Genomic DNA, 23,966 nt, shown 5'->3' on the forward strand with positions numbered 1-23,966 from the left:
GCAGCCCGGTCTGGGCCGCCATCAGCCCGGACGTCGCGGTCTTGAGCGTCACGTTGAGCGACATCGTCTAGCTCTCCGCCCGGCAAAGGCTGCGCGACCCGGCGGATTCTGCCGGGAAAATCTTAGAAGGAACGCGGCGCGCGCCGGGAAAAGTTCTTTGTTATCAACGCCTGCTTCTGAGCCGTCGACGGGTGTCGCATGGTTAATCGCAAGGAGCGGGCCAACGGCCAGACTGTCATTCGAGATCGGCAGGGAACGCCCCAGCGGGCGCCGATCCGGCCCGGCAAATTCCGCCGCGGGGCCGTGCGGCACCTCGACCGGACCCGAAGTTTCTTCGCTGAAACAAGGGACTAGGAGAGTGGCGCGAAGGTTGCTGCGGCTGCCGTGAACGTCTTGGCGCAGCAGGCGCCGTGAACCGCTTCCTCGCAGGCCGACCTTGTCCGCGTCTCCGATCAACATGCTCGCCTTCGCCCCGCCGGCCGCCGCGCCGGCCGCCGGCGCCGCTGCGCCCGATGCGGGCGCGGTGTTCGAGGCGCTGATGGCGGCCCTGTTGGGCGAGACGCCGGTCGAAGCGGCCCCGGCGCCGGCGGCCCCGGCAGCCGTCACCGAAGCCGAGGGCGAGACCGAGGGCGATGAGGATCAGCCCGAGGGCGAGGGCGAAGGCCTGGCTCTGGAGGCGCCCGCCGCGGCCATGAGCGCGGCGATGGTCACCGTCCTGGCGCAGGCCCAGACGTCCCCCGCCGGGCCGGGCCTGCCGGCCGGCGACGCCCCAGCGGCCCCGGCGACCCACGTTGCACCGCAGGCCGGGCAGCCGCCGTCCGTCGCCGGCGAAGAGACGCCGGCCGAGGATGTCGAGATCGAGGCCGAGGCCCCTGCCCCGTTCGCCGGCGGCGAGGCCCTGGAGGTCGCGATCACCCCGAAGCCCCACGTCCGCACGCCGGGCCGGCCGACCGCCACGCCGGCCGCGGCGACTGCACCCCCGGCTCCGGACGCCGCGTCGGCCGACGCGTCCCCGCCGCCCGCGGCGAACGCCCAGGCGGCCGCCAAGGATTCGAGCGGCCCGACCCCGCCGGCGGCGGCCCAGGCCCTGGCGCACGCCGCCGCGCCGTCGCGGGTCGCCCAGGCGGCGCAGGCCGCGCCGGTCCAGGCCCCCGCCGCCAGGCCGGCCGAGGCTGCGCCGCGCGGCGACAAGGCCGCCAAGGTCGAGGGCAAGGTCGGCGATCGGGCCGAGGCCTTCGCGACCGCCGCCGGCCCGGTGCGCGGCGCGGCGCCGACCCAGACCGCCGACGCCGTGGCCGCGACGGACCGCCCGCAAGGCGCCGAGCTGGCCGCCGCCGAAACCGCCGAGCCTGAAGCCGCCGCGGCCGCCGACACCCCCGACGCGGTCGTCGTCGCCGAGGCCGACGCTCCGGCGGCGAGCACGCCGGCGACCGGCGCCCACACCGCCCCGACGCCGGTGCGCGGCTCGCCCGAGACGGTCGCCGCCCTGTCGGCGCAGATCCTCAAGAAGCTCGACGCGCGCACGACGCGGTTCGACGTCGAGCTGGACCCCCTGGGCCTCGGCAAGGTGGACGTGCGGGTCGAGATCGGCGCCCACGGCCGGCTGACCGCCGCCCTGTCGTTCGAGACGCCTCAGGCTGCGCAGGAGCTGAAGGCCCGGGCCGGCGAACTGCAGCGGGCGCTGGAGCAGGCCGGGTTCGACCTGTCGGGCGGCATGTCGTTCGACGTCGCCGGCGACCAGGGCCAGGCGCGCCAGCACTTCGCCGAGCCGTCGCAGGACAACGGCGCAGCGTTCCGCGGCCGGGCGTTCCGGGCAGCCCTGGACACCGCCGGCGAGGCGGACGCCGCCCCGGCCGGCCGGCTCAACCTGCGGCGCGGCGTCAACGCCGGCCTCGACGTGCGGATCTAGGAGCAGCCCATGGCCGTCGCCGGAATTGGAGCCCAGACCGACGTCACCGCCGGGGCGCGCACGCGCCTGGCGGAGAACTTCGACACCTTCCTGACCCTGCTGACCACCCAGCTGAAGAACCAGGATCCGTTGTCGCCGATGGATTCCAACCAGTTCACCCAGCAGATGGTCCAGATGACCGGGGTCGAGCAGCAGCTGCTGACCAACGACCTGCTGAAGCAGCTGGTCGGCAACACCAACTCGGGCATCTCGACCGCCGTCAGCCTCATCGGCCGCGAAGTGAAGGCGGTCAGCGACAAGGGCGTGCTGCAGAACGGCAAGGCCTCGTGGACCTACGATCTCGACCGCGACGCGACCGAGGTGAAGGTCGAGATCGTCGACGCCAACGGCAAGTCGGTGCATTCCAAGACGCTGTCGGGCGCCGACCTGAAGGCCGGCGACCACAAGTTCACCTGGGACGGCAAGGACCTGTCGGGCCAGCAGCTGCCGGACGGCGGCGACTATCGCATCCTGGTCAGCGCCAAGGACAGCGCCGCCGACACGGTGCCGACCACCATCTATGTCGAAGGCATGGTCGCCGGGGTCGAGCAGACCGACGGCCAGACCCTGATCACCGTCAACGGCGCGAAGGTGCCGTGGAACTACGTCACCAGCGTCAAGCTGCCTGAAGAGGCGGCCGAGGCTGAAACAACCCCGAACCCCAACAACAACCCCGCCGGCTGAAGTCCGGCGGACGCGACGGCCGAAAGGCGCCGTTCCGCATCCGCAGTACGCGGATCACCCAAAGAACAGAACGGAACGAACCAATGAGCATCAATTCCGCCATGCTGGCGGGTGTGTCCGGGCTGGTCGCCAACTCCTCGGCGATGGCCGCGATCTCGGACAACATCGCCAACGTCAACACCATCGCCTACAAGCGTAGCCAGGTGAATTTCGGCAGCGTGGTGACGGCCCAGATGGCCGGTCGCTACTCGGCCGGCGGCGTCACCGGCACGACGCGCCAGTACATCAGCCAGCAGGGCCTGGTGCAGACGGCGACCTCGCCGACCGACCTCGCCATCTCCGGCGACGGCTTCTTCGTCACCACCCAGAAGGCCGAGGGCATCACCAGCGCCGACGCGCGGCTGTTCACGCGCTCGGGCTCGTTCGCGGTCGACGCCGACGGCTATCTGATGAACGACGCGCGGCTGTTCCTGCAGGGCTGGCCGATCCAGTCGAACGGCACCTTCGACATCAACCCCTCGGATCTCGGCAAGCTGCAGCCGATCAACGTGCGCGGCCTCGGCTCGGCGGTCTCGCAGACCACCGAGGTGAAGATCGCCGCCAACCTGAACAAGGACACCACGGTGTCGGCCGCGGTCTCCGGCGGCACCTACGACGGCACGACGGTCGAGAGTATGGCCGACTACGCCGACGACCCGACGACCGGCACCCAGCCGGACTTCACGCTCGAGATGAACGTGATCGACTCGACGGGCGGCAACCGCAAGGTGGCCATGGCCTTCCTGCGCGGCAACGACCCGACCAAGCCGAACGTCTGGCACGCGGAAGTCTACGCCATCCCGGCCGGCGACATCGACAACGGCGCGGGACGGCCGGGCCAGCTGCTGGCCGGCGACATCGCCTTCAACCAGGACGGCACGATCAACCTCGCCAGCGCCGACACCACCCTGTTCACGGCCACCGGCGGCGTGCCGCGCCTGACGCTGAACGCCTCGGACTCGGCGACCGCGCCGCAGTGGGCCGAGGGCCTGGGGATCTCCGGCCAGACGGTCGACCTCGACCTCGACAAGCTGACCCTGCTCTCCGAGCCGTCGACCGTGCGGTCGGTGAACTCGGACGGGGCCGGCGTCGGCAACGTGGTCGGCGTCGAGGTGGACGAGGAAGGCATCGTCACGGCGGTGTTCGACAACAGCCAGGTGCGGAAGATCGCCAAGATCGCCATCGCCACCTTCCCCAACGCGGACGGCCTGCAGGCGGTGAGCGGCAACGCCTATCGCGCCTCGGGCGCGGCCGGCCAGCTGGTGATCAAGGAGCCGGGCATCGGCGCCGGCCGCATCGCGCCGTCGAGCCTGGAAGCCTCGACCGTCGACCTGTCGGCGGAGTTCACCGGCCTGATCTCGACGCAGAAGGCTTACTCGGCGTCTTCGCGGATCATCACCACGGCCGATCAGATGTTGGAAGAACTGATCAACATCAAGCGCTGATCAACCTCTCTTAATCTGAGTTAACACCCAAATTGTTAAGTCGTGTTTCAAAATCGTACACGGGGGCGAGCATGATTAGCTCATTATTTACTCTCGCGATTCAGCGGGCGTTAGCACCCACCGCCTACCTTCCCCATCAACAGTGATGGTGGGAAAGGCGTAAAGCCATGTTGCAACAACAGCAGCAGACGCGGACCAACAGCCGCGGTGAAGCCTATGTCATCGGCCCGACGGGCGCGCCGCTGACTCTGAAGGACCTGCCGCCGGCCAACACCGGCCGGTGGGTGATCCGGCGCAAGGCCGAGGTCGTGGCCGCCGTGCGCGGCGGCCTGATCTCGCTCGACGACGCGCTCGAGCGCTACGGCCTGACGGGCGAGGAATTCACCGCCTGGCAGGCGTCGATCGACCGCCACGGCATGGCGGGCCTTCGGACCACGCGTCTGCAACAGTATCGCTGAGCCGACCTTCCCCCGGACGGTTCGCGAAGTTCCGGCCCCGCCTCGATGAATGGCGGGGCCGTTTTCGTCAGGGCGGGCTCATCGCCCGGTCGGAGAGCTTGCGGACGGTGACGGCGATGCGCTCGCGCTCGCCCTCGGCGCGCTCGACGAGGAGGCGGGCGACCTGGGCGTCGTCGTGGAAGGCGTAGCCCTTGATGGCGTCGAGGATGGCCTTGGCCAGGTTGTCGAGGTCGATCCAGGGCGGGTCGCCGAGGTATTCCATGCGGATCTCGACGCTGAACTCGCCCCACGCCGGCCGCGAGCCGCGCCAGGCCTTGCGGAAGAACTCGTAGATCAGCGGCTTGTAGTACTTGGCCTGGGTGGTCAGGCCGTCGACCACCACCTCCATCGTCCCCTCGCCCTCGCGGGCCCGGACCTTGCCGTGATGTGTCCAGCCGTCGTCCATTGCGGCGTCCTTAGCCTTGCGCTCTCCCGCCGTCTCGTTAAACCGACCCCGCCCCGTTTGGCTGGAGACCGAGATGACCGCGACGCGCACCGAGACCGACACCTTCGGCCCCATCGAGGTCGCCGCCGACCGGTACTGGGGCGCGCAGACCCAGCGCAGCATCCAGAACTTCAAGATCGGCTGGGAGCGCCAGCCGATCCCGGTGATCCGCGCCCTGGGCGTCGTCAAGCGCGCCGCCGCCGAGGCCAACATGGCGCTGGGCCGGCTGGATCCGGCGATCGGCGCCGCCATCGTCGCCGCCGCTCAGGAGGTGATCGACGGCAAGCTGGACGACCACTTCCCGCTGGTGGTCTGGCAGACGGGGTCGGGCACCCAGTCCAACATGAACGCCAACGAGGTGATCTCGAACCGGGCGATCGAGATGCTGGGCGGCGAAATGGGCTCGAAGACGCCGGTCCACCCCAACGACCACGTCAACATGAGCCAGTCCTCGAACGACACCTATCCCACCGCCATGCACGTGGCGGCGGCGGACGAGGTGGCGCGGCGGTTGATGCCGGCGCTGGAGCACCTGCATGCGGCGCTGAAGGTGAAGACCGAGGCCTTCGCCCACATCATCAAGATCGGCCGCACCCACACCCAGGACGCGACGCCGCTGACGCTGGGCCAGGAGTTCGGCGGTTATTCGCACCAGGTCGCCATGTCGGTGCGGCGGATCAAGGAGACCCTCTACGGCCTCTATGAACTGGCGCAGGGCGGCACGGCGGTCGGCACCGGCCTGAACGCGCCGGTCGGCTTCGCCGAGAAGGTGGCCGAGCGGATCGCGGCGATCACCCACCTGCCGTTCGTCACCGCGCCGAACAAGTTCGAGGCCCTGGCCGCCCACGACGCGATGGTGTTCAGCCACGGGGCGATCAATTCGGCCGCCGCGGCCCTGTTCAAGATCGCCAACGACATCCGCTTCCTGGGCTCCGGCCCGCGTTCGGGGCTGGGCGAGCTGGCGTTGCCGGAGAACGAGCCGGGCTCGTCGATCATGCCGGGCAAGGTCAATCCCACCCAGGCCGAGGCCCTGACCATGGTCTGTGCCCACATCATGGGCAACCAGACGGCGATGACGGTCGCCGGATCGCAGGGCCACTTCGAGCTGAACGTCTTCAACCCCGTGATGGCCTACAACTTCCTGCAGTCGTGCCGCCTGCTGGCCGACGCGGCGGTGTCATTCGCCGACAACATGGTGGCCGGCATCGAGGCGCGGGAAGACAACATCAAGGCCAACCTCGAGCGGTCGCTGATGCTGGTGACGGCCCTGGCGCCGAAAATCGGCTACGACAACGCCGCCAAGATCGCCAAGCTGGCGCACAAGAACGGCACCACCCTGCGCGACGAGGCGGTGGGCGGCGGCTATGTCTCGAACGAGGAGTTCGACGCGGTGGTGCGGCCGGAGCAGATGATCAGCCCCGGCTGAGGCGGCCTTACTCGGCCGCGTAGACTTCGGCGTCGGCCCACAGGTGGGCGCGGTAGGCGTCGAAGCACTGCTGGCCGCAGATCAGGCGCATCATCGCGCCCTCCGCGAGATAGCGGGCGCAACCCGGATTCTCCTCGACGAGCGGAACCAGGGCCTCGGCGTTCCAGGCCTTGGAATGCTCGACGTCGAGCTGGGCGTGCAGGACGAAGTACTTGCGCTGTTCCGGCGGGCGACCGAGGCGCTTCAGCCCCTGCGCCACCGCGCCGACGCGGGTCGGGGCGGTGAGCTCGACGACGCCGAGCGCGCCGACCGAGTGGTAGGCGTATCGTCGGGTGGTCGCAAAAGCGGTCATGGTGTTGGCCAGGGCCAGGGACGGCCAACAGGTGCCCTCGATGGTCGGCGTCAGTTCCAGGCCGGCGACGGTTCTGTCGAGCATCGGCCCGTGCATGCCGCCCAGGTGGCCGCGGCCCATCTCGTCCCAGTAGTTGCGGGCCAGTTCGAGCTTCGGGCGGGCCGGCATCTTGACCTGGGTCATGGCGACGAGGTCATCGAACCCGGCCTCACCGGCCGCTTCCTGGGTCAGGAACCAGCGCATCTGCTCGAGGTCGGCCTCGGTCTCCAGCCAGGCGAACAGCGGATCCCACTGGCCCGGGCCCTTGTCCTTGAGCCCTTCGAACCAGGCGATGAAGCCGTGCGGGTCCTCAGGAACGTCCGCGACAAGCGGAGCGATCTGGGCGCGAAAGCCCTCGACGAAGGCGCCTTCGAGCCGCTGCATCCGGCAGTCGTCGCTGACCTCGGCCTCCCAGTCGTCATGGGGCGCGCCGACCGCCAGCCGGCGCCTGTTCCACTGCGCCAGGCCGACATGCAGCGCCTGAGCGTTGGGGAACTCCGGCGTAAACCGACCCGCACGCGCCAAACCGATACCCGAATACATATACGCACTCCCTCGTCGGGTCGAAGAAGCGTACGGCGCGCTAAGCGGTTCCGATTGCGTAGCTTTTGAGGCGGCGGGCCAACGGCCCGCGCCGGCGCGTCAGGCCCGGCGGCGGACCGCGAAGTCGGCCAGCTCGACGAGACCCGTGCGCCAGGGGCCGGCGGGCAGGTCGGCGAGGGCCGCCTTGGCGCTCTCGGCGTAGCGGGCCGCGAGGTCGAGGGTGCTGTCGACGGCGCCCGTCTGGCGCATCAGCTCGCGGGTCCGCTCGAAGTCGGCCCCGGTCTGCTCGCGCCGGTCGACGGTGCGGATCCAGAACTCACGCTCGTTCGGCGTGCGGGCCATCACGGTCAGCAGCGGCAAGGTGGCCTTGCCTTCGCGGAAGTCGTCGCCGGGGTTCTTGCCGAGGCCCGCGCTCTCGCCCGAATAGTCGAGCGCGTCGTCGACGAGCTGGAAGGCGATGCCGACATCCTGGCCGTAGCGACGCAGGGCCCTGCGGCCCTCGGTCGAGGCGCCGGCCGACACCGCGCCGGATTCGGCGGCGGCGGCGAACAGCTCGGCGGTCTTGGCCTTGATGATCTCGAGGTAGAGCTCTTCGGACAGGTCGAGGTCGTGGGCGCGGGTCAGCTGCAGCACCTCGCCCTCGGCGATGACGCGGCTGGCGCGGGCGAGGATCTCCAGGGCCGGCATCGAGCCGGCGCCGACCATCAGCTCGAAGGCGCGGGCGAACAGGAAGTCGCCGACCAGGACGCTCGAGGGGGCGCCCCAGATCAGGTGGGCGGCGACCCGGCCGCGGCGCAGCTCCGAGGAGTCCACCACGTCGTCGTGCAGCAGGGTGGCGGTGTGAATGAATTCCACGGCGGCGGCCAGCTTCAGGCAGGCGTCGTCGCGGGCCCCGGCGAGGCGGGCGGCGGCGACGGTCAGCAGCGGACGCAGCCGCTTGGCCGAGCCGGCGATCAGGTGGTCGGCCAGGGCCGGGATCACCGGCACCGGACTATCCATATGCTGGCGGATCAGCCCGTCGACGGCGGCCATGTCAGGAGCGGCGAGCGCGATCAGCGCGTCGAGCGACGGCGGCTTTTCGGCGACGGCCGTACGGGCGGCATCCACGCGGTTACTTTAGCTCCTGACGGCCGGCGGCGGGGCCTCCGCCGTTTGCCGGGACAATGGTGACGCGCTAGGGCGTGGTCAAGCGAGCCCGCCTTCAAGCACAGACTGGCCCGGACGGGAATGGACGAGATCACCGAAGCCGCCATCACGGAGGACCGGGTTCTGGGCGGCCGGGTGCGGCTGCGCCAGTCGGCGCGCGGCTACCGGGCCGGGGCCGACGCCGCCCTGCTGGCGGCGGCCTGCGGCGCGGGCCCGGGCGAGCGGGTGCTGGAGGCCGGCTGCGGGCCCGGCGGCGCCCTGCTCGCGGCGGCGGCGCGGGCCCCGGCGACCGCCTTCGTCGGCGTCGAGCGGGATGGCGCCGCCGCGGCCCTGGCGCGGGAGAACGTGGCGCTGAACGGGTTGGACAGGCGGGTCGAGATCGTCACCGGCGACGTCGCCCGGCCTTTCGCCAAGCTAGGCCTGGAGCGGTTCGACGTGGCGATGGCCAATCCGCCGTTCTTTGACGACCCCGGCGCGATGCGGGCGCCCTCCCCGGCCCGGCGCGGCGCGTGGATGGCCGACGATGGCCTCGGCGCCTGGACGCAGTTCCTGCTGAAGGCGACGCGGGAGCGCGGGCGGATCATCCTCATTCACCGGGCCGACCGGCTGGCCGACATCCTGGCGCTGCTGGCGCCGAAGGCCGGGTCGTTCCAGGTGCGGCCGATCCACCCTTTCGCCGACGCCCCGGCCAAGCGCGTGCTGGTGCGGGCGGTCAAGACCGGCAAGGCGCCGCTGCAGCTCCTGCCGCCGCTGGTGCTGCACGAGCGCGACGGCGGCCACCACCGGCCGGAGGTCGACGCGATCCTGCGCGGCGAGGCTGGGGTGGAATGGGGCTAAGCCGTTCCTCCTCGGCGGGCGGTCCCCTCTCCCGTGAACGGGAGAGGAAAGGGTCAGCTGATGCCCAGTCGGGCGCGATAGCCGTCGTGGACGATATCGTGCCACTCGGGGTGTTTGGTGATGTAGCCGGCCATGAAGGTGCAGAGGGGAATGACCTTCAGGTCGTGCGAACGGGCGTAGCCGAGCGCCGCCTTGGCGAGGGCCGAGCCGACGCCGCGGCCTTCGAAGGCTTCCGGCACCACGGTGTGCGGCAGGATGATCCCGTGGTCGACGAGGCTGTATTCGGCGAAGGCGGTGTCGCCGTCGAGGGTGACCTCGAACCGCTTGCTTTCGGTGTTCATCACGACGTCGGGGATCTGGGACATGAGGGCTCCGAGTTTGCGGCCATGTTGACCGTCATGGCGCCATGCGCCAAGCTTACGGCTGCACGTTCAACCCGCGAGAAGGAGGATCCGATGTCGAAGCCCATTGCCCGCAACGCCCTCCGCCGCGTCGACGTGCTGCCCGCCTGAGCGGGCGATCCTCTCTCCAATAAGCTGAGCGACAGGATCCTGCGGTCGACGCCGAACCGGCATTGCGACCTCATCAAGGATTCCAGAATTGCTCACTTCCTACGGCTGGACCGAACGGCGCCAGCATGACTTCCAAACCCACGCGGCGAACGGGTTGGTCCCCGGCCGCGTCATCGTCCAGCAGCGCGAGCGCTATCGCTTGGCCACCGAGGCCGGCGAGATCGACGCCGTCGCCGGCGGCAAGCTTCGCCACGAGGCGGAACTGCCGGTGGCCGGCGACTGGGTGGCCGCAAGTCCCCCGGCGACCGGCGCGGGGGGCGGCCCGGCGGTGATCCGCGGCGTGCTGCCGCGGACCAGCGCCTTCGTACGCCGCGCGGCCGGCCCCGGCGGCGGCGCGCAGGTGGCGGCGGCCAACGTCGAGACGGCGTTGCTGGTGGCCTCGCTGAACGCCGACCTCAGCCTGCGAAGGCTGGAGCGCTACCTGGCCATCGCCTACGAGAGCGGCGCCGATCCGGTCATCGTCCTGACCAAGGCCGACGCCTGTGACGACGTCGCGGCCCTGACAGCGGAGGTTTCGGCCATCGCCTTCGGGACGCCGGTGCTGGCGGTTTCGGCGGTGACCGGCGAGGGACTGGCGCAGTTGTCGGCGCAGCTGACGCCGGGACGCACGGCGGTGCTGCTCGGCTCGTCCGGGGTCGGCAAATCGACCCTGGTCAACGCCTTGGTCGGGGCCGAGCGGATGGCCACCAAGGCCATCATCGAGGCGGGCGCGCGGGGCCGACACACCACCACCCACCGCGAGCTCGTCCGCCTGCCGGGCGGCGGGCTGATCCTCGATACGCCCGGGATGCGCGAGCTCGGCCTGTGGGACGCCGAGGCGGGGCTGTCGGCGGCGTTCGACGACGTCGAGCAGCTGGCCGCCGGCTGCCGGTTCGGCGACTGCCGCCACGCGGGCGAGCCGGGCTGCGCGGTGCAGGCGGCGATCGCGGGCGAGCGGCTGGCCCCGGAGCGCCTGGCCAGCTGGCGCAAGCTGCAGAAGGAGGCGGCCTACGAGGCCCGGCGCGACGATCCCCTCGCCGCCCAGGCCGAACGCCGCCGCTGGGCCGCGATCCACAAGGAGGCGCGGGGCTGGATCAAGGCCAAGCGGGACATCGGGGATTAGCCGGGACTCCGCTTCTCCCGCTCCGCTTCGCGGGGATGAGGAGGAGATAGAAAAAGGCCCGGGAGCGATCCCGGGCCTTTTGAGCGTCAGCGGTGTTGCGCGGCCTAGTTGCGGGCCGTGTCGACCAGCTTGTTCTTGGTGATCCAGGGCATCATGGCGCGCAGGCGCTGGCCGACTTCCTCGATCTGGTGCTCGGAGGCGCGGCGGCGGGTCGCCTTGAAGGACGGCTGGCCGGCGGCGTTTTCCTGCATGAAGTCGCGCACGAAGCGGCCCGACTGGATGTCCTCCAGGACGCGCTTCATCTCGGCCTTGGTCTCGGCGGTGACGATGCGCGGGCCGGTGACGTACTCGCCGTACTCGGCCGTGTTGGAGATCGAGTAGTTCATGTTGGCGATGCCGCCTTCGTAGATCAGATCCACGATCAGCTTCACCTCGTGCAGGCACTCGAAATAGGCCATTTCCGGCGCGTAGCCGGCCTCGACCAGGGTCTCGAAGCCCGCGCGGATCAGCTCGACGAGGCCGCCGCAGAGCACGGCCTGTTCGCCGAACAGGTCGGTCTCGCACTCTTCGCGGAAGTTGGTCTCGATGATGCCCGAGCGGCCGCCGCCGATCGCCGAGGCGTAGGCGAGGCCAAGGTCCATGGCGCCGCCGGTCGCGTCCTGGTGGATCGCGATCAGGCAGGGCACGCCGCCGCCCTTCTGGTACTCGCCGCGCACGGTGTGGCCCGGGCCCTTCGGCGCGACCATCAGCACGTCGACGGTGGACTTGGGCTCGATCAGGCCGAAATGGACGTTCAGGCCGTGGGCGAACAGCAGAGCCGCGCCGTCGCGGATGTTCGGCTCGATCTCGGCCTTGTAGATGTCGCGCTGCAGCTCGTCGGGAGCCAGGACCATGAGGACGTCGGCCCACTTGGCGGCTTCGGCGACGGTCATCACCTTGAGGCCGTCGGCTTCGACCTTCTTGGCCGTGGCCGAGCCGGCGCGCAGGGCGATGGCGACGTTCTTGGCGCCGGAATCGGTCAGGTTCAGCGCATGGGCGCGACCCTGGGACCCGTAGCCTACGATGGCGATCTTCTTGTCCAGGATGCGGGAAATGTCGGCGTCGCGGTCGTAGTAGACGCGCATGAATCGTTCTCCTGAGACGTAAGAAGGCCATCCCTCGCGCACGGCGGGGACGGCAAAGCGCGGGCTTTCCAGCGGTTTTTTGCGCAAAGGTCAAGGGAACCCGCGCGGGCGGCGACGGATTTGCGCGCGCGCAATGTCGCGCCGGCCTCGCGGCGATGTCGCTTCGGGCCGCCAACCGTGGCAGTTGGGACGCATGATCGAGGTCACGCCCGCCATCTTCCTCCTCGACGACGAGGTCGCCTGGAAGGCGGTGCGCGCCTCCGGGCCGGGCGGTCAGCACGTCAACAAGACTTCGACGGCGGTGGAGCTGCGCTTCGACGTGCGGGCCTCGCCCTCGCTGCCCGAGCCGGTGCGGGCCAGGCTCTACCGGCTGGCCGGCTCGCGGCTGACGCAGGACGGGGTGCTGGTGCTGGTGGCCCAGGCGCGGCGCTCGCAGGAGCTGAACCGGCAGGAGGCGCTGGGCCGGCTGCTCGAGCTGATCCGCAAGGCCGCCGAGCCGCCCCCGCCGCCGCGCAAGAAGACCAAGCCGACCTACGCCTCGAAGCTCAAGCGGCTGGAGGGCAAGTCCAAGCGCTCGGGAGTGAAGGCCATGCGCGGGCGGCCGCGCGGCGACGACTAGCGGCGGGGCGGCCGCAATTTGGGGTCTTGAGGCTCTGGCGCCGTTTGGTCCCATTGGCGTATAGATTTGCCCTCATGCGTAGCTTCCGTCTGACCGCCGCCGTCCTTTCGACGCTCGTTCTCGGGGCCTGCGCCTCGACCCTGGGCGGCGCGCCGCCGGTCCGAGGCCCGGCCGGGCCGGCCGAGTTCCGCGCCGCGGACTTTGCCTGGGCGCAGAAGCCGGGCCGCAACGCCATCGCCGGTCATTTGACCTTCCGCCGCGGCCAGACGCGGTTCAGCTGCGCCGGCGCCGGCGTGGTCCTGACGCCGGACACTCCGTGGTCGCGCCGCCGGATGGCCGTGCTCTACGGACCGGGCGACCATGCCGCCCTGCCGGCCGACGAAGTCCGCGCCCGCACCCCCAATGCGCCGGCCGGCGACGTCGGGCCGTTCATCAAGCGCACCACCTGTGACGCCAACGACCGCTTCAGCTTCGCCGGCCTGCCGGACGGCGGCTGGTTCGTGATCACCCTGGCCCGGCCGGTCGGCCAGCCGCAGGCCGAGGGCTACGCCCTGATGCGCCGGGTGTCGACACGCGGCGGCCGCACGACCCAGGCCGAGCTCTGATCACCCGACTGCGCGAGCGCCTCAGCCCGATCCGGGTGCTGCTGGCGCTCGGGGGATTGAGCCTGCTGCTGCTGGTTTTCCTGACGCCGCCGTTCCAGACCCCGGACGAGCAGCAGCACCTGTTCCGCGCCTATCAGCTCAGCGAACTGGACCTGACCCCGAGCCGGGTCGGCGGCGAGATTCCGACGTCGCTGGGGGACCTGTCGGCCGACTACCTCGGCAGCCGGGCCCTGCACCCGGCCCCGCCGCCGCGCGCGCCGCCGCTACGGGTGACCCTGGGCGAACTCGACCGGCCGCTGGCGGCGGAGCGGACGACGTTCGCGACCTTCCTCGGGACCTATCTGCCGACCGTCTACCTGCCGCAGGCCCTGGGCGTGGCGGCCGGCAAGGCGGCGGGGCTTGGCCCGCTCGGCCTGCTCTATGCGGCGCGGGCGGCGAACGCCCTGGCGGCGCTGGCGCTGGTCGCCCTGGCCCTGCGGATCGCGCCGACCGGCCGCGAGGCGCTGCTGGCCATCGCCCTCTTGCCCGGCTCGCAGATCGTCTTCGCCTCGGCCTCGCCGGATGCGGCGACCATCGCGGCGGCGATCGCCTTCGCCGCCCTCGCCTTCCGGATGGCGCGCGCGGTGCGGGCGAGCGCCGGAGCTTCCCTGGCCCTGGGGGCGGCGCTCGGCGCCGTGCTGGCCGGCAAGTTCGTCTACCTGCCGCTGCTGGTCGCCGGCGCCGCGGTCGTGTTCGACGGGCGGGCGGGCGCCCCGGCCGCGCGGCGGCGGGCGGCGCTGGTGCAGGCGATCGTCGCCGCCACGCTCGGCGTGCTGGCGGTGATCTGGTTCGTCGCCGCCGCGCCCGCCGGCGCCGCGGCCGGGACCGCCTCGGTCGGGCGGCTCGACGCCCTGGTGTCGGCCCCGCTCGGCTTTTTCGGCATGCTGGGGGCCAGCCTGACGGACCAGGCCGCGGACATCGTCATGTCGGCCCTGGGCGTGCTCGGCTGGCTCAGCCTGCCGCTTCCCAAGTGGGCTTATGCGGCGAGCGCGTTTGCCGCCGTCGCGAGCCTGGTCGCCGGGCGCAAGGCCGAGGGGATGGCGCCGCTCGCGGGCCTCGCCTGGTTGCTGCTGGCGCTCGCGTCGGTCGTGCTGATCGGCCTAGCCCTTTATCTGCAGTGGACAGCAGCCGGCGCGGCGCGGATCGGCGGCTTCCAGGGCCGCTACTTCCTGCCGCTGGCGCCGTTCGTGGCCCTCCCGGCCGTGGCGGCGCTGTCGCGGGTCGGCGGCCCGAAGCTCCGGGATGGCGCCTACGCGGCGCAGCTGGCGCTGCTGGCGGCGGGCACGGCGGCGATGTTCGCGACCCTGATCGGCGGGTTCGGCGTCCTGCGCTGAACCGACCGGCCGCGAGGCCGTTGATCTCTCCACGAAGGGCGACGAAGCCCTCAGGTGGGAGAGTCTTCCAATGCGTTCGATGATCTGCGCGGCCGCCGTCCTGGCGCTGGCCTCGCCAGCCTTCGCGGCCGAGCCGAAGCCGGCGGTCAAGGCCGCGTCGGCCGAGCAGTTCGCCAAGCCGGCGAGCGAGCGCGGGCCGATGATGGCCCACGGCTATTCCGAGCAGGCGCGGCGCATCGCCGACTGCCTGGCGACCTACCCCGGCTACGACCCCAAGCTCGACCGCGTCGTCGTCCGCCCGGGCGTCGTCCGCCGTTGCCAGCTCTAGGCCGGCAAGCTCGGCCCTAGGAACCCGGCAGGGTTCCTTCGGCGTTTCCCGGCCGCGCGAGGGGTGCGCCGAGGAGAAGAGAGCATGCGCAAGATGATCAGCGCTGCGGCCGCGGGCCTCGCCATTGCAGGCGGCGCGGCCATGATGAGTGGAGCGGCTGAGGCCCAGCCTTACGGCTACAACTACGGCTACGGCCAGCCCGGCTACTATGGCTACAACAACGGCTATGCGCCGTACGGGTCGTACGCCCCGTACTCGGGCTACAACAACGGCTACAACAATCGGTACTACGGCAACCGCGACCCGCTGAGCGCGGGACTCGCCGTGCTGGGCTCGGTGCTGGGCGGAAACGGCTACGCCGGCGGCTACGGCTATGGCGTGCCGGTCGACCGCTACGGCCCCGACCCGAACGGCATGATCGGCCCGGACGGGCGGCGGATCAAATGCAAGCTGCGGCGGAGCTACGACAGCTACTACGGCGGCTACGTCACCCGCCGCGAATGCCGGAGCCGGTGAACAAAGACGCCCGCGGCTTTCGCCGCGGGCGTTCCCGTCAGTGGACTTTCGCCTTGCCGATGACGACGCCGTCCTCGGCGCCGCGGACCTCGATCACCTGACCATCCTCCAGCTCGCCGGCCAGCAGCTTGCGGGCGATGGGATCGACCAACTCCTTCTGGATCACCCGCTTCAGCGGCCGGGCGCCGTAGACCGGGTCGTAGCCGCGCTCGGCCAGCCAGTGCAGGGCCGAGCCGTCGAGGTCGATGGCCATGCGGCGGTCGGCCAGCAGCTGTTCCAGGCGCTTCAGCTGGATGCGGACGATGTTGTCCATCTCGGCGCGGCCGAGGCGCTTGAAGAGGATGATCTCGTCGATCCGGTTCAGGAACTCCGGCCGGAAATGGCGGCGGACCACATCCATCACCGCCGGCCGCGCGGCCTCCACGTCATCGCCCTCGGCCAGGTTGGCCAGGTGCTCCGAGCCCATGTTCGAGGTCATGATGATGAGCGCGTTGCGGAAGTCGACCGTCCGGCCCTGGCCGTCGGTCAGGCGGCCGTCGTCCAGCACCTGCAAGAGGATGTTGAAGACGTCGGGGTGGGCCTTTTCCACCTCGTCGAACAGCACGACCTGATAGGGCCGGCGACGCACGGCCTCGGTCAGGGCGCCGCCCTCGTCGTAGCCGACGTAACCGGGGGGCGCGCCGATCATCCGGCTGACGGCGTGCTTCTCCATGTACTCGCTCATGTCGAGACGGGTGACGGCGCTCTCGTCGTCGAACAGGAACTCGGCTAGCGCCTTGGTCAGCTCGGTCTTGCCGACGCCGGTGGGGCCGAGGAACAGGAAAGAGCCGATCGGGCGGTTGGGGTCCTTGAGGCCAGCCCGCGCCCGGCGCACGGCGTCGGAGACGGCGACCAGCGCCTCCTCCTGGCCGACCACGCGGCCGCGCAGCTTGTCCTCCATCTGCAGGAGCTTGTCCCGCTCGCCCTCCAGCATCTTCTCGACCGGCACCCCCGTCCAGCGTGAGACGACGGCGGCGATCTGTTCGGGATCGACCACCTCCGGGGCCATGGCGTCGTCGCGACCCTCGGCGGCCTCGGCTTCGGCGAGGCGTTTCTCCAGCGACGGGATCTCGCCGTAGGCGATCTCCGAGGCGCGCTGCAGGTCCCCGCGGCGCTGGGCGCCGACGAGTTCTGCGCGAAGCCGGTCGAGCGCCTCACGGGCCTGGGCCGCCGAAGAGACCTTGTCCTTCTCGGCGCGCCAGCGGGCGGTCATGTCGGCGGACTGCGCCTCGAGCTCGGCCAGCTCCTCCTCGAGCCGTTCCAGGCGGGCCCGGGAGGCGGCGTCGGTCTCCTTCGACAGGGCCTCGCGCTCGATCTTCAGCTGCACGGCGCGGCGGTCGATCTCGTCGAGCTCCTCGGGCTTGGAATCGACGGCCATGCGCACGCGGCTCGCCGCCTCGTCGACGAGGTCGATCGCCTTGTCCGGCAGAAAGCGGTCGGTGATGTAGCGGTTCGACAGGGTGGCGGCCGCGACGATGGCGGCGTCGGCGATGCGCACGCCGTGGTGGACCTCGTACTTCTCCTTGAGGCCGCGCAGGATCGAGATGGTGTCCTCGACGGTCGGCTCCTGGACCATCACCGGCTGGAAGCGGCGGGCCAGAGCCGCGTCCTTCTCGACGTGCTTGCGGTACTCGTCGAGCGTCGTGGCGCCGACGCAGTGCAGCTCGCCGCGAGCCAGGGCCGGCTTCAGCAGGTTCGAGGCGTCCATGGCGCCGTCCGACTTCCCGGCCCCGACCAGGGTGTGCATCTCGTCGATGAACAGGACGATGGAGCCCTCGGCTTGGGTGACCTCGTTCAGCACCGCCTTCAGCCGCTCCTCGAACTCGCCGCGGTACTTCGCGCCGGCGATCAGGGCGCCCATGTCGAGGGCGTGGAGCTGCTTGTCCTTCAGGCTCTCCGGCACGTCGCCGTTGACGATCCGCAGGGCCAGGCCCTCGACGATGGCGGTCTTGCCGACGCCGGGCTCGCCGATGAGGACCGGATTGTTCTTGGTGCGGCGCGACAGGACCTGGATCGTGCGACGGATCTCCTCGTCGCGGCCGATGACCGGGTCGAGCTTGCCGTCGCGGGCGGCCTGAGTGAGGTCGCGGGCATAGCGCTTCAGCGCGTCGTAACCTTCCTCGGCCGAGGCGGAGTCGGCGGTCTTTCCCTTGCGCAGGTCGGAGGCGGCGGCCTCCAGCGCCTTGGTGTCAGCGCCGGCGGATTTCAGCGCCGCGGCGGCCTCGCCGCCCTCCTTGGCGATGGCGATCAAAAGCCGCTCGGTGGTGACGAAGGCGTCGCCGGCCTTCTTGGCCCCGGCCTCGGCGTCGGCGAAGACGCGGGCGCTTTCGGGTTTCAGGTAGAGCTGGCCGGAGCCGCCCTCGACCTTGGGCAGCTTGCCGAGCGCGGCGTCGACGGCGCGATCGGCCTCGTCGGGCCGGCCGCCGGCGCTCTGGATCAGGGCGCGGGACAGGCCGTCCTTTTCCTCCAGCAGCACCTTGAGGATGTGCTCGGGCGCGAGCTGCTGGTGACGGCGGGCGAGCGCCAGGCTCTGGGCCGACTGGATCGCCTGCTTAGCGCGGTCGGAATAGACATCGATATTCATCAGGTCCCCTCGTAGGCGGATGGGCCTTAAGGCCGCCTTCGTGGAAGCACGGCCCCAGCCTCGCCTGATCTAGTGTGGCATTGGGGCCACACAAGGGGGTTCAGGTCAAATGCTCTACCCTAGGGGTTTCGCCGGGCAGGTGTAGACGCGGGTGACGTAGCGGACCTGTTCGCCGGCGGTCCAGATGAGGTGTTCGATGCCGGTGATCTCGTGGACGAGGCCGGGGTTGGAGCCAGGGACGTCCAAGGGCTGGAGGCGGTCGCCGCGGGCCATCGGCGTGAAGGGATCGTCGCTGTCGATCTTCCAGATCAGGTCGTCGGCGCCGCCGGGGCCGTAGAGCTCAAGGCTGTAGCGCTTGAGCTGGTCGGTGTGAAAGCGACTGGTCATGGCCGGACAACGCCGACCGCGCGGCCTAGTTCAGCTGCGGCTTCTTCGGCGGCGCGGGCGGCAGGGGGGCGACGGGGACGCCGTCCTCCACCAGCTCGCGGACCTCCTTGGACGTCGCCTGACCGTAGATGCCGCGCTCTTCGGAGCGGCCCTCGTGGATGGCGCGCGCTTCGGCGGCGAAGGCGTCGCCGACGTCGTCGAAGTTCTCCTCGACGTGGGCGCGGACGCGGCCCATGGCCTCCATCATCATCGCCTGCATCTGGGCGGGCGTCTGGGTCGGGGCGGTCTTCTTCGTCCCGGCGACGGCGGGGGCCATGATCTGCTTGGTCACGGCGCGGGTGGCGCAGATCGGGCATTCCAGCAGGCCGCGGGCCTGCTGGTCGTCGAAATCGGCGGAGGAGCCGAACCAGCCTTCGAAGGCGTGGGCCTGCTCGCAGACAAGGGCGTAGCGGATCATGCCGGCGACTTGGGGAGGGTGAAGTCGCGGGCGTTGGCGAGAGCCGGAATGGCGGCGCGGGCTTTGGCGACGGCAGCGAGATCGAGGTCGGCGAACAGCACGCCGGGCTCGTCGTGGTCGAGGACACCGAGGATCTCGCCCCATGGACCGACGGCGATCGAGCGACCCCAGGTGCCGCGGCCGTCCTCGTGGAAGCCGCCCTGGGCGGGCGCGAGGACGAAGCTGCCGGTCTCGATGGCGCGGGCGCGCAGCAGGATCTCCCAGTGCGCCTCGCCGGTGGGGCGGGTGAAGGCGGCGGGGACGCAGAGCACCTCAGCGCCCGCGAGCGCGAGGGCGCGATGCAGGGCCGGGAAGCGGACGTCGTAGCAGATGGTGAGGCCGAGCTTGGCCCCCGCCGCCTCGGCGACGACGGCGCAGGCCCCGGCCTCGTAGGCCTCGGACTCCCGGGCCGTCTCGCCGGTGGGCAGGTCGACGTCGAACATATGCAGCTTGTCGTAGGTGGCGACGATCTCGCCCGACGGGGTGATGAGGAAGGCGCGGTTCGCGGCCTTGCCATCCGCGCGCCTGACCAGGGCCGAGCCGATCAGGATCCAGACGAGGTGGCGACGGGCGGCCTCGCGCAGCCCCTGAATGACGGGATCGTCCTCGGCGGGGCGCAGTTGGGCGAAGAGCTGCGCCTTGTCGCGCTGGAGGATGTTGGTCCCCTCCGGCGTGGCGATCAGCTGGGCGCCGCCGGCGACGGCCTGTTCGACCAGCGGCAGGACATGCGCCAGCGCCGCCGCGTGGGTGGCGGGCGTGCGGGTCTGGATGAGGGCGACCTTCAGCGTCATCGCCCCTCACCTAGTGCGGGCGGGGCGGTCGGGGAAGAGCGGGCGTTACGCCGCGTCGCGAAGCAGGGGGTCGAGCCGGCCTTCGCGGTCGAGCGCCAGCATGTCGTCGCAGCCGCCGATGTGCTGGTCGCCGACGAAGATCTGCGGGAAGGTCGCCCGGCCGGACCGCTGCATCATCTCGGCCTTCTTCTCGGGATCGAAGGCAGCCTCGATCTCGGTGAAGTCGACGCCCTTCTTCTCCAGCAGCGAGACCGCGCGGATGCAGTAGGGGCAGTAGGGCTTGGTGTAGATGGTGACGTGGGCCATGGGGCTCTAACAAAAACGGTTGTTGCCGGGTTTCATATGGTGAGTCCCTCGCGGGCTTGAACCCGGGCCACCACGGCGACGGCGACGTGCGCCGCGCCAGCGGCCTTGAGGGCGCGGGCGCAGCCCTCGGCGGTGGCCCCGGTGGTCATCACATCGTCGACCAGCAGGATGCGGCGGCCCTCGACCTGGCGGCGGCGGCTGTCGGGGACGTGGAAGGCGCCGGCGACGTTGCGGCGCCGGCCGCCGCCCGACTTGCCGCCCTGGGTCGCGGTGGCCCTGGTACGGACCAGGGCGTCGGGCAGGAAGGCGAGGCCGGTCATGGCGCAGAGCGGCCGGGCGATTTCGGCGGCCTGGTTGTGGCGGCGGTGCAGCAGTCGCATCGGGTGCAGCGGCACCGGCGCGACGGCGTCGGCCTCGTCGAGCAGGTCGCCGGCGGCGCGGGATATCCAGCGGGCCATCAGCGGGGCGAGGTCGAGGCGGTCGGCGTGCTTGAGCTTGAGGATCGGGTCGCGGGAGACCTCGTCGTAAAGGCAGGCGGCGCGGGCGGCGTCGAAGGCGCGCGGTTTGGCCAGGCAGGCGGCGCACGGGGCGCCGATGTCGTACTCGAACGGCGCGCCGCAACCGTGGCAGACCGGGCCGTCGAGGAAGTGGATGCGGCTCCAGGTCTCGGCGCTCAGGCCGCCGCTGGCCGAGGCGGCGCCGTCGAGGCTCAGCGGCGGGAAGATCAGGTCGAGGGCGCCGCGCCACAGCGCCTTTGCGCGCGGGCCCGGTTTCAATCGCTCGGCGAAACCGCCATCTTCCGCGGCCATGTCCGCCCCGCCCCGCATTTTCGACCGCACCCTGCACCGCCACCGCCTGGACCGGGCGGCCCGGGACTTCGGCGCCGCCGACTTCCTGCACCGGCGCGCCGCGCTCGACCTCGCCGAGCGGCTGGAGCCGATCATGCGCGACTTCCCGCTGGCGGTCGAGCTTTCGGCCCGGCGGGGGGCGTTCGCCGAAGCGCTGGCGGAGAGCGAGGCGGCGGGGCGGGTCGGGCTGCTGATCGAGGCGGACCTGTCCGGGGCGATGCTGGCCGGACGGCCGGGCGCGCGGGTCGTCGCCGACGACGAGCGACTGCCGTTCGCGGCGGAGAGCCTCGACCTGGTGGTCTCGACGCTGGGGCTGCACTGGACCAACGACGTGGTCGGGGCGCTGATCCAGGCGCGGATGGCGTTGAAGCCGGACGGGCTGTTCCTCGGGGCCTTCCTCGGCGGATCGACCCTGACCGAGCTTCGCCAATCCCTCGTCGCCGCCGAGGCGGAGATCCTCGGCGGGGCCGGCAACCGGGTCTCGCCGTTCGCCGACGTCTCGGACGCGGCGGGGTTGTTGCAGCGGGCCGGCTTCGCCCTGCCGGTGGCGGACGTCGACCGGGTGCGGGTCACCTACGACCACCCGATCAAGCTGCTCTACGACCTAAGGCGGATGGGCGAGACCAGCGTGCTCGTCGAGCGTCACCCGCGCAAGCTGACGCGGGCGCTGATGAGCCGGGCGTTCGAGATCTACGTCGAACGGTTCGGCGACGCGGACGGCCGGGTCGGCGCGACCTTCGAGATCGTTACTTTGACCGGCTGGGCGCCGCACGAGAGCCAGCAGAAGCCCCTGCAGCCCGGGTCGGCGAAGATGCGCCTGGCCGATGCGCTGGGGACGGTGGAGCACAAGCTCGGGCGGGAGTGACCGCCCCTAGAGCCCCAGCCGTCCCGCAACCTCCTCTCCGATGGCCAGGGACGAGGTGAGGCCGGGGCTTTCGATGCCGAACAGGGCGACGAGGCCGGGGATCCGGTGGACGTCGGCGCCGTCGATGCGGAAGTCGCTGTGCGCGTCGTTCGGGCCGTGGATCTTGGGACGGATGCCGGCGTAGTCGGGGCTCAGGCTGTCGTCGGGCAGACCGGGCCAGAATTTGCGGATGTAGCTGTAGAACCCCTCGGCGGCGTCGGGACTGACGCTGTAGTCGAGGTCGTCGACGAAATTCAGATCCGGACCGAACACCGCCTGGCCGCCGAGGTCGCGGCGGTAGTGGGTGCCAAGGGCGCCGGGGATCGGCGGCGGGTAGATGAGGCGCTGGAACGGCGCCTTGCCGGCGAGCCGGAAGTAGACGCCCTTGCCATAGTGGGCCGGCGGGATCAGCTCGGCCGGAAAGCCATCGATGTGGCCGGCGACGCCCTGGGCCGAGAGGCCCGGGGCGGTGACGAGATAGCGGCAGGTCAGGGTGGCGGGTTCGGCCCCGCCGGCCCGGACCTCGAAGCCGCCGCCAGCCAGCGGCCGGGCGGCCTCGAAGGGCGTCGAGAGCACCACCGCCCCGCCGGCCTGTTCGATCTCGCCCTGCAGGGCCAGCATGTAGGCGTGGCTGTCGAAGACGCCGCTCTGCGGCGACAGCAGCGCGCCCTCGCAGGCCAGCTCCGGCTCCAGCGCCAGGGCCTCGGCCTTGGAGAGCTTGCGCATGCCCTCGACGCCGTTGACCTCGGCCTGCTCGAAGATGGCGTCGAGGCGGGCGACCTCGTCCGGCCTCGTCGCCACAACCAGCTTGCCGCAGCGGTCGTAGGCGACATGGTGGGCGTCGAGGAAGGCGTAGAGGGCGCGGCGGCCTTCGACGCAAAGCCGGGCCTTCAGCGAGCCGGTGGGATAGTAGAGGCCGCCGTGGATGACCTCGGAATTTCGCGAGGAGACCCCCTGGCCGATGGCCGCCTCCTGCTCCAGGACGGCGACGACGAGGCCGCGCTTGCCGAGGGCGTACCCGCAGGCGAGGCCGACGGCGCCCGCCCCCACCACTACGGCGTCGAAATCGAAATCGCTCATGCCTCACGGCTAACGCGCGAGACGGGCAAACGCTACCGCACGGCGGCTATTGGCCGACGGCTTCCTGGGCGGACGCGGCCTTGGCGCCGGTCGTGCGCTCGCCGGAGGTCATGGTGACCGGCGCGGCCGGGTTGTTCACGAGGTTCAGCGTCTCGCGGATGTAGCTGGCGTGGGTGACGATGCCGATCTCGAGGCGCTCGTTGTTCAGCTCGACCTGCTGGGTCAGGAGGCCGGCGATGAACTTGGCCTCGCCTTCGGCGCCCGGGCGACGGCGGGAGTTGTCGGCCATGAACACCGGGCCGCCGGAGTTGCCGGGGAACACCGAGAAGTCGAGCAGGAAGGTCGGGAACACCTTGGCCGGGGCCACCGGGAAGGAGGCGACGCGGCCCGAGCGCAGGATCGGGAAGCCGGCCTGGTTGGCCGACAGGCCGCGCGGGAAGCCCAGCGCCATCATCTCGTCGCCGGCGCCGACATGGAAGCGCGCGAAGGTGTCGTCGGCGGCCAGATAGTCGGCCGGGATCGCCGCCTTGGCGAACTCCGGCGGCGCCGTGATGGCGATCGCGGCGACGTCGCGCGTCGGGTGGCGGGTCCAGATCGGCGCGCCCTTGGCGTCGCGGATGGTCAGCGGCTGGGGTGAGTAGTTCCAGCTGCCGTCGGCGTTGGAGATGCGATAGCCGATCCGGGCGTTGGCCTTCGGCATCTTCTCCAGGACGTGGTTGGCGGTGACCAGCACGACGCGCGGCTTGCCGTCCGGCGAGGGCGAGGAGATCAGGAAGCCGGTGCCGACCGTGCGCGTGCCATCGCCGAGCGGTTGCTCAAGCTGAACCGTCGCATGGATCAGATCGACAGAGAGATCCACGTCCATGGATACCCCGACCAGAATTGAAGCCG

The 23,966-nt window shown here is 71.0% G+C and carries 26 protein-coding genes; 13 read left to right on the forward strand and 13 right to left on the reverse strand.

Annotation, left to right across the window (positions count from 1 at the left end; all coding sequences use genetic code 11):
* Positions 1 to 436 precede the first annotated feature (436 nt).
* From ACILRF_RS00005 to ACILRF_RS00020, 4 genes are all read left to right on the forward strand, one after another.
* Positions 437 to 1,909 (forward strand): flagellar hook-length control protein FliK, encoded by a 1,473-nt coding sequence (locus ACILRF_RS00005; RefSeq protein WP_395670203.1) that lies wholly within the window; start codon positions 437 to 439, stop codon positions 1,907 to 1,909.
* Between the two features lie 9 nt (positions 1,910 to 1,918).
* Complete coding sequence (locus ACILRF_RS00010; protein ID WP_395670204.1) at positions 1,919 to 2,632, forward strand: flagellar hook assembly protein FlgD; 714 nt, start codon at positions 1,919 to 1,921, stop codon at positions 2,630 to 2,632.
* A gap of 83 nt (positions 2,633 to 2,715) precedes the next feature.
* The gene (locus ACILRF_RS00015; protein WP_395670205.1) at positions 2,716 to 4,116 is read left to right on the forward strand and encodes a flagellar hook protein FlgE; all 1,401 of its coding nucleotides are present in this window, start codon (positions 2,716 to 2,718) and stop codon (positions 4,114 to 4,116) included.
* Positions 4,117 to 4,283: 167 nt separating this feature from the next.
* Positions 4,284 to 4,574: a DUF1153 domain-containing protein gene (locus ACILRF_RS00020; RefSeq protein WP_395670206.1), complete on the forward strand. Its 291-nt coding sequence runs from the start codon at positions 4,284 to 4,286 to the stop codon at positions 4,572 to 4,574.
* Positions 4,575 to 4,641: 67 nt separating this feature from the next.
* Here the strand turns inward: ACILRF_RS00020 and ACILRF_RS00025 are convergent, their stop codons facing one another.
* Positions 4,642 to 5,019, reverse strand: coding sequence for a RusA family crossover junction endodeoxyribonuclease (locus ACILRF_RS00025; protein WP_395670207.1), 378 nt, complete (start codon positions 5,017 to 5,019; stop codon positions 4,642 to 4,644).
* 73 nt (positions 5,020 to 5,092) lie between these two features.
* Between ACILRF_RS00025 and fumC the strand changes: the two genes are divergently transcribed.
* A complete protein-coding gene (fumC, locus tag ACILRF_RS00030) occupies positions 5,093 to 6,484 on the forward strand; it encodes a class II fumarate hydratase (protein WP_395670208.1) in 1,392 nt (463 codons plus the stop codon).
* A 7-nt stretch (positions 6,485 to 6,491) separates the two neighbouring features.
* Here the strand turns inward: fumC and ACILRF_RS00035 are convergent, their stop codons facing one another.
* A complete protein-coding gene (locus ACILRF_RS00035) occupies positions 6,492 to 7,418 on the reverse strand; it encodes an iron-containing redox enzyme family protein (RefSeq protein WP_395670209.1) in 927 nt (308 codons plus the stop codon).
* Positions 7,419 to 7,517: 99 nt separating this feature from the next.
* A complete protein-coding gene (locus ACILRF_RS00040) occupies positions 7,518 to 8,525 on the reverse strand; it encodes a polyprenyl synthetase family protein (RefSeq protein WP_395670210.1) in 1,008 nt (335 codons plus the stop codon).
* A gap of 120 nt (positions 8,526 to 8,645) precedes the next feature.
* Between ACILRF_RS00040 and ACILRF_RS00045 the strand changes: the two genes are divergently transcribed.
* Complete coding sequence (locus tag ACILRF_RS00045) at positions 8,646 to 9,401, forward strand: tRNA1(Val) (adenine(37)-N6)-methyltransferase (protein WP_395670211.1); 756 nt, start codon at positions 8,646 to 8,648, stop codon at positions 9,399 to 9,401.
* Between the two features lie 53 nt (positions 9,402 to 9,454).
* Here ACILRF_RS00045 and ACILRF_RS00050 read toward each other — a convergent pair whose 3' ends face one another.
* Positions 9,455 to 9,766 carry a GNAT family N-acetyltransferase gene (locus ACILRF_RS00050; protein WP_395670212.1) on the reverse strand — a complete coding sequence of 104 codons (312 nt, stop codon included), beginning with the start codon at positions 9,764 to 9,766 and terminating at the stop codon, positions 9,455 to 9,457.
* Between the two features lie 235 nt (positions 9,767 to 10,001).
* Here ACILRF_RS00050 and rsgA point away from each other — a divergent pair, with 235 nt between their 5' ends.
* On the forward strand, positions 10,002 to 11,075 hold the full coding sequence (gene rsgA / locus ACILRF_RS00055; protein WP_395670213.1) for a ribosome small subunit-dependent GTPase A: 1,074 nt from the start codon (positions 10,002 to 10,004) through the stop codon (positions 11,073 to 11,075).
* Positions 11,076 to 11,179: 104 nt separating this feature from the next.
* On the opposite strand, the gene ilvC is transcribed toward rsgA, so the two are convergent.
* Complete coding sequence (ilvC, locus tag ACILRF_RS00060) at positions 11,180 to 12,199, reverse strand: ketol-acid reductoisomerase (RefSeq protein ID WP_395670214.1); 1,020 nt, start codon at positions 12,197 to 12,199, stop codon at positions 11,180 to 11,182.
* 193 nt (positions 12,200 to 12,392) lie between these two features.
* On the opposite strand from ilvC, the gene arfB reads away from it, so the two are divergent.
* From arfB to ACILRF_RS00085, 5 genes are all read left to right on the forward strand, one after another.
* Positions 12,393 to 12,818, forward strand: coding sequence for an alternative ribosome rescue aminoacyl-tRNA hydrolase ArfB (gene arfB, locus ACILRF_RS00065; protein ID WP_395670215.1), 426 nt, complete (start codon positions 12,393 to 12,395; stop codon positions 12,816 to 12,818).
* Between the two features lie 74 nt (positions 12,819 to 12,892).
* On the forward strand, positions 12,893 to 13,423 hold the full coding sequence (locus ACILRF_RS00070) for a hypothetical protein (RefSeq protein WP_395670216.1): 531 nt from the start codon (positions 12,893 to 12,895) through the stop codon (positions 13,421 to 13,423).
* A gap of 56 nt (positions 13,424 to 13,479) precedes the next feature.
* Positions 13,480 to 14,796, forward strand: coding sequence for a DUF2142 domain-containing protein (locus ACILRF_RS00075; RefSeq protein WP_395670217.1), 1,317 nt, complete (start codon positions 13,480 to 13,482; stop codon positions 14,794 to 14,796).
* A 70-nt stretch (positions 14,797 to 14,866) separates the two neighbouring features.
* A complete protein-coding gene (locus tag ACILRF_RS00080; protein WP_395670218.1) occupies positions 14,867 to 15,124 on the forward strand; it encodes a hypothetical protein in 258 nt (85 codons plus the stop codon).
* Between the two features lie 84 nt (positions 15,125 to 15,208).
* Complete coding sequence (locus ACILRF_RS00085; protein ID WP_395670219.1) at positions 15,209 to 15,640, forward strand: hypothetical protein; 432 nt, start codon at positions 15,209 to 15,211, stop codon at positions 15,638 to 15,640.
* Positions 15,641 to 15,677: 37 nt separating this feature from the next.
* On the opposite strand, the gene clpB is transcribed toward ACILRF_RS00085, so the two are convergent.
* The 6 genes from clpB to ACILRF_RS00115 all read right to left on the reverse strand — a co-directional run bounded on the left by clpB (position 15,678) and on the right by ACILRF_RS00115 (position 21,052).
* Positions 15,678 to 18,263 (reverse strand): ATP-dependent chaperone ClpB, encoded by a 2,586-nt coding sequence (clpB, locus tag ACILRF_RS00090; protein WP_395670220.1) that lies wholly within the window; start codon positions 18,261 to 18,263, stop codon positions 15,678 to 15,680.
* A 114-nt stretch (positions 18,264 to 18,377) separates the two neighbouring features.
* Complete coding sequence (locus tag ACILRF_RS00095) at positions 18,378 to 18,650, reverse strand: hypothetical protein (RefSeq protein ID WP_395670221.1); 273 nt, start codon at positions 18,648 to 18,650, stop codon at positions 18,378 to 18,380.
* A 25-nt stretch (positions 18,651 to 18,675) separates the two neighbouring features.
* Positions 18,676 to 19,107, reverse strand: a complete 432-nt coding sequence (locus tag ACILRF_RS00100; RefSeq protein WP_395670222.1) for a DUF1178 family protein — start codon at positions 19,105 to 19,107, stop codon at positions 18,676 to 18,678.
* Entirely contained in the window at positions 19,104 to 19,937 is an 834-nt protein-coding gene (locus ACILRF_RS00105) for a carbon-nitrogen hydrolase family protein (RefSeq protein WP_395670223.1), read from the reverse strand. Before ACILRF_RS00105 ends, ACILRF_RS00100 begins: the two co-directional genes overlap by 4 nt.
* A 45-nt stretch (positions 19,938 to 19,982) precedes the next feature.
* A complete protein-coding gene (gene grxC / locus ACILRF_RS00110; protein ID WP_395670224.1) occupies positions 19,983 to 20,243 on the reverse strand; it encodes a glutaredoxin 3 in 261 nt (86 codons plus the stop codon).
* 32 nt (positions 20,244 to 20,275) lie between these two features.
* Positions 20,276 to 21,052: a ComF family protein gene (locus tag ACILRF_RS00115; RefSeq protein ID WP_395670225.1), complete on the reverse strand. Its 777-nt coding sequence runs from the start codon at positions 21,050 to 21,052 to the stop codon at positions 20,276 to 20,278.
* Between ACILRF_RS00115 and ACILRF_RS00120 the strand changes: the two genes are divergently transcribed.
* Entirely contained in the window at positions 21,051 to 21,956 is a 906-nt protein-coding gene (locus ACILRF_RS00120) for a methyltransferase domain-containing protein (protein WP_395670226.1), read from the forward strand. The genes ACILRF_RS00115 and ACILRF_RS00120 overlap by 2 nt on opposite strands.
* Before the next feature lie 6 nt (positions 21,957 to 21,962).
* Here the strand turns inward: ACILRF_RS00120 and ACILRF_RS00125 are convergent, their stop codons facing one another.
* Positions 21,963 to 23,075 carry an NAD(P)/FAD-dependent oxidoreductase gene (locus ACILRF_RS00125; RefSeq protein ID WP_395670227.1) on the reverse strand — a complete coding sequence of 371 codons (1,113 nt, stop codon included), beginning with the start codon at positions 23,073 to 23,075 and terminating at the stop codon, positions 21,963 to 21,965.
* Positions 23,076 to 23,121: 46 nt separating this feature from the next.
* Complete coding sequence (locus tag ACILRF_RS00130; protein WP_395670228.1) at positions 23,122 to 23,940, reverse strand: trypsin-like serine peptidase; 819 nt, start codon at positions 23,938 to 23,940, stop codon at positions 23,122 to 23,124.
* Positions 23,941 to 23,966: the final 26 nt, after the last annotated feature.

Origin of the sequence: Phenylobacterium sp. (genome assembly GCF_044236515.1) — a bacterium.
GTDB lineage: Bacteria > Pseudomonadota > Alphaproteobacteria > Caulobacterales > Caulobacteraceae > Phenylobacterium.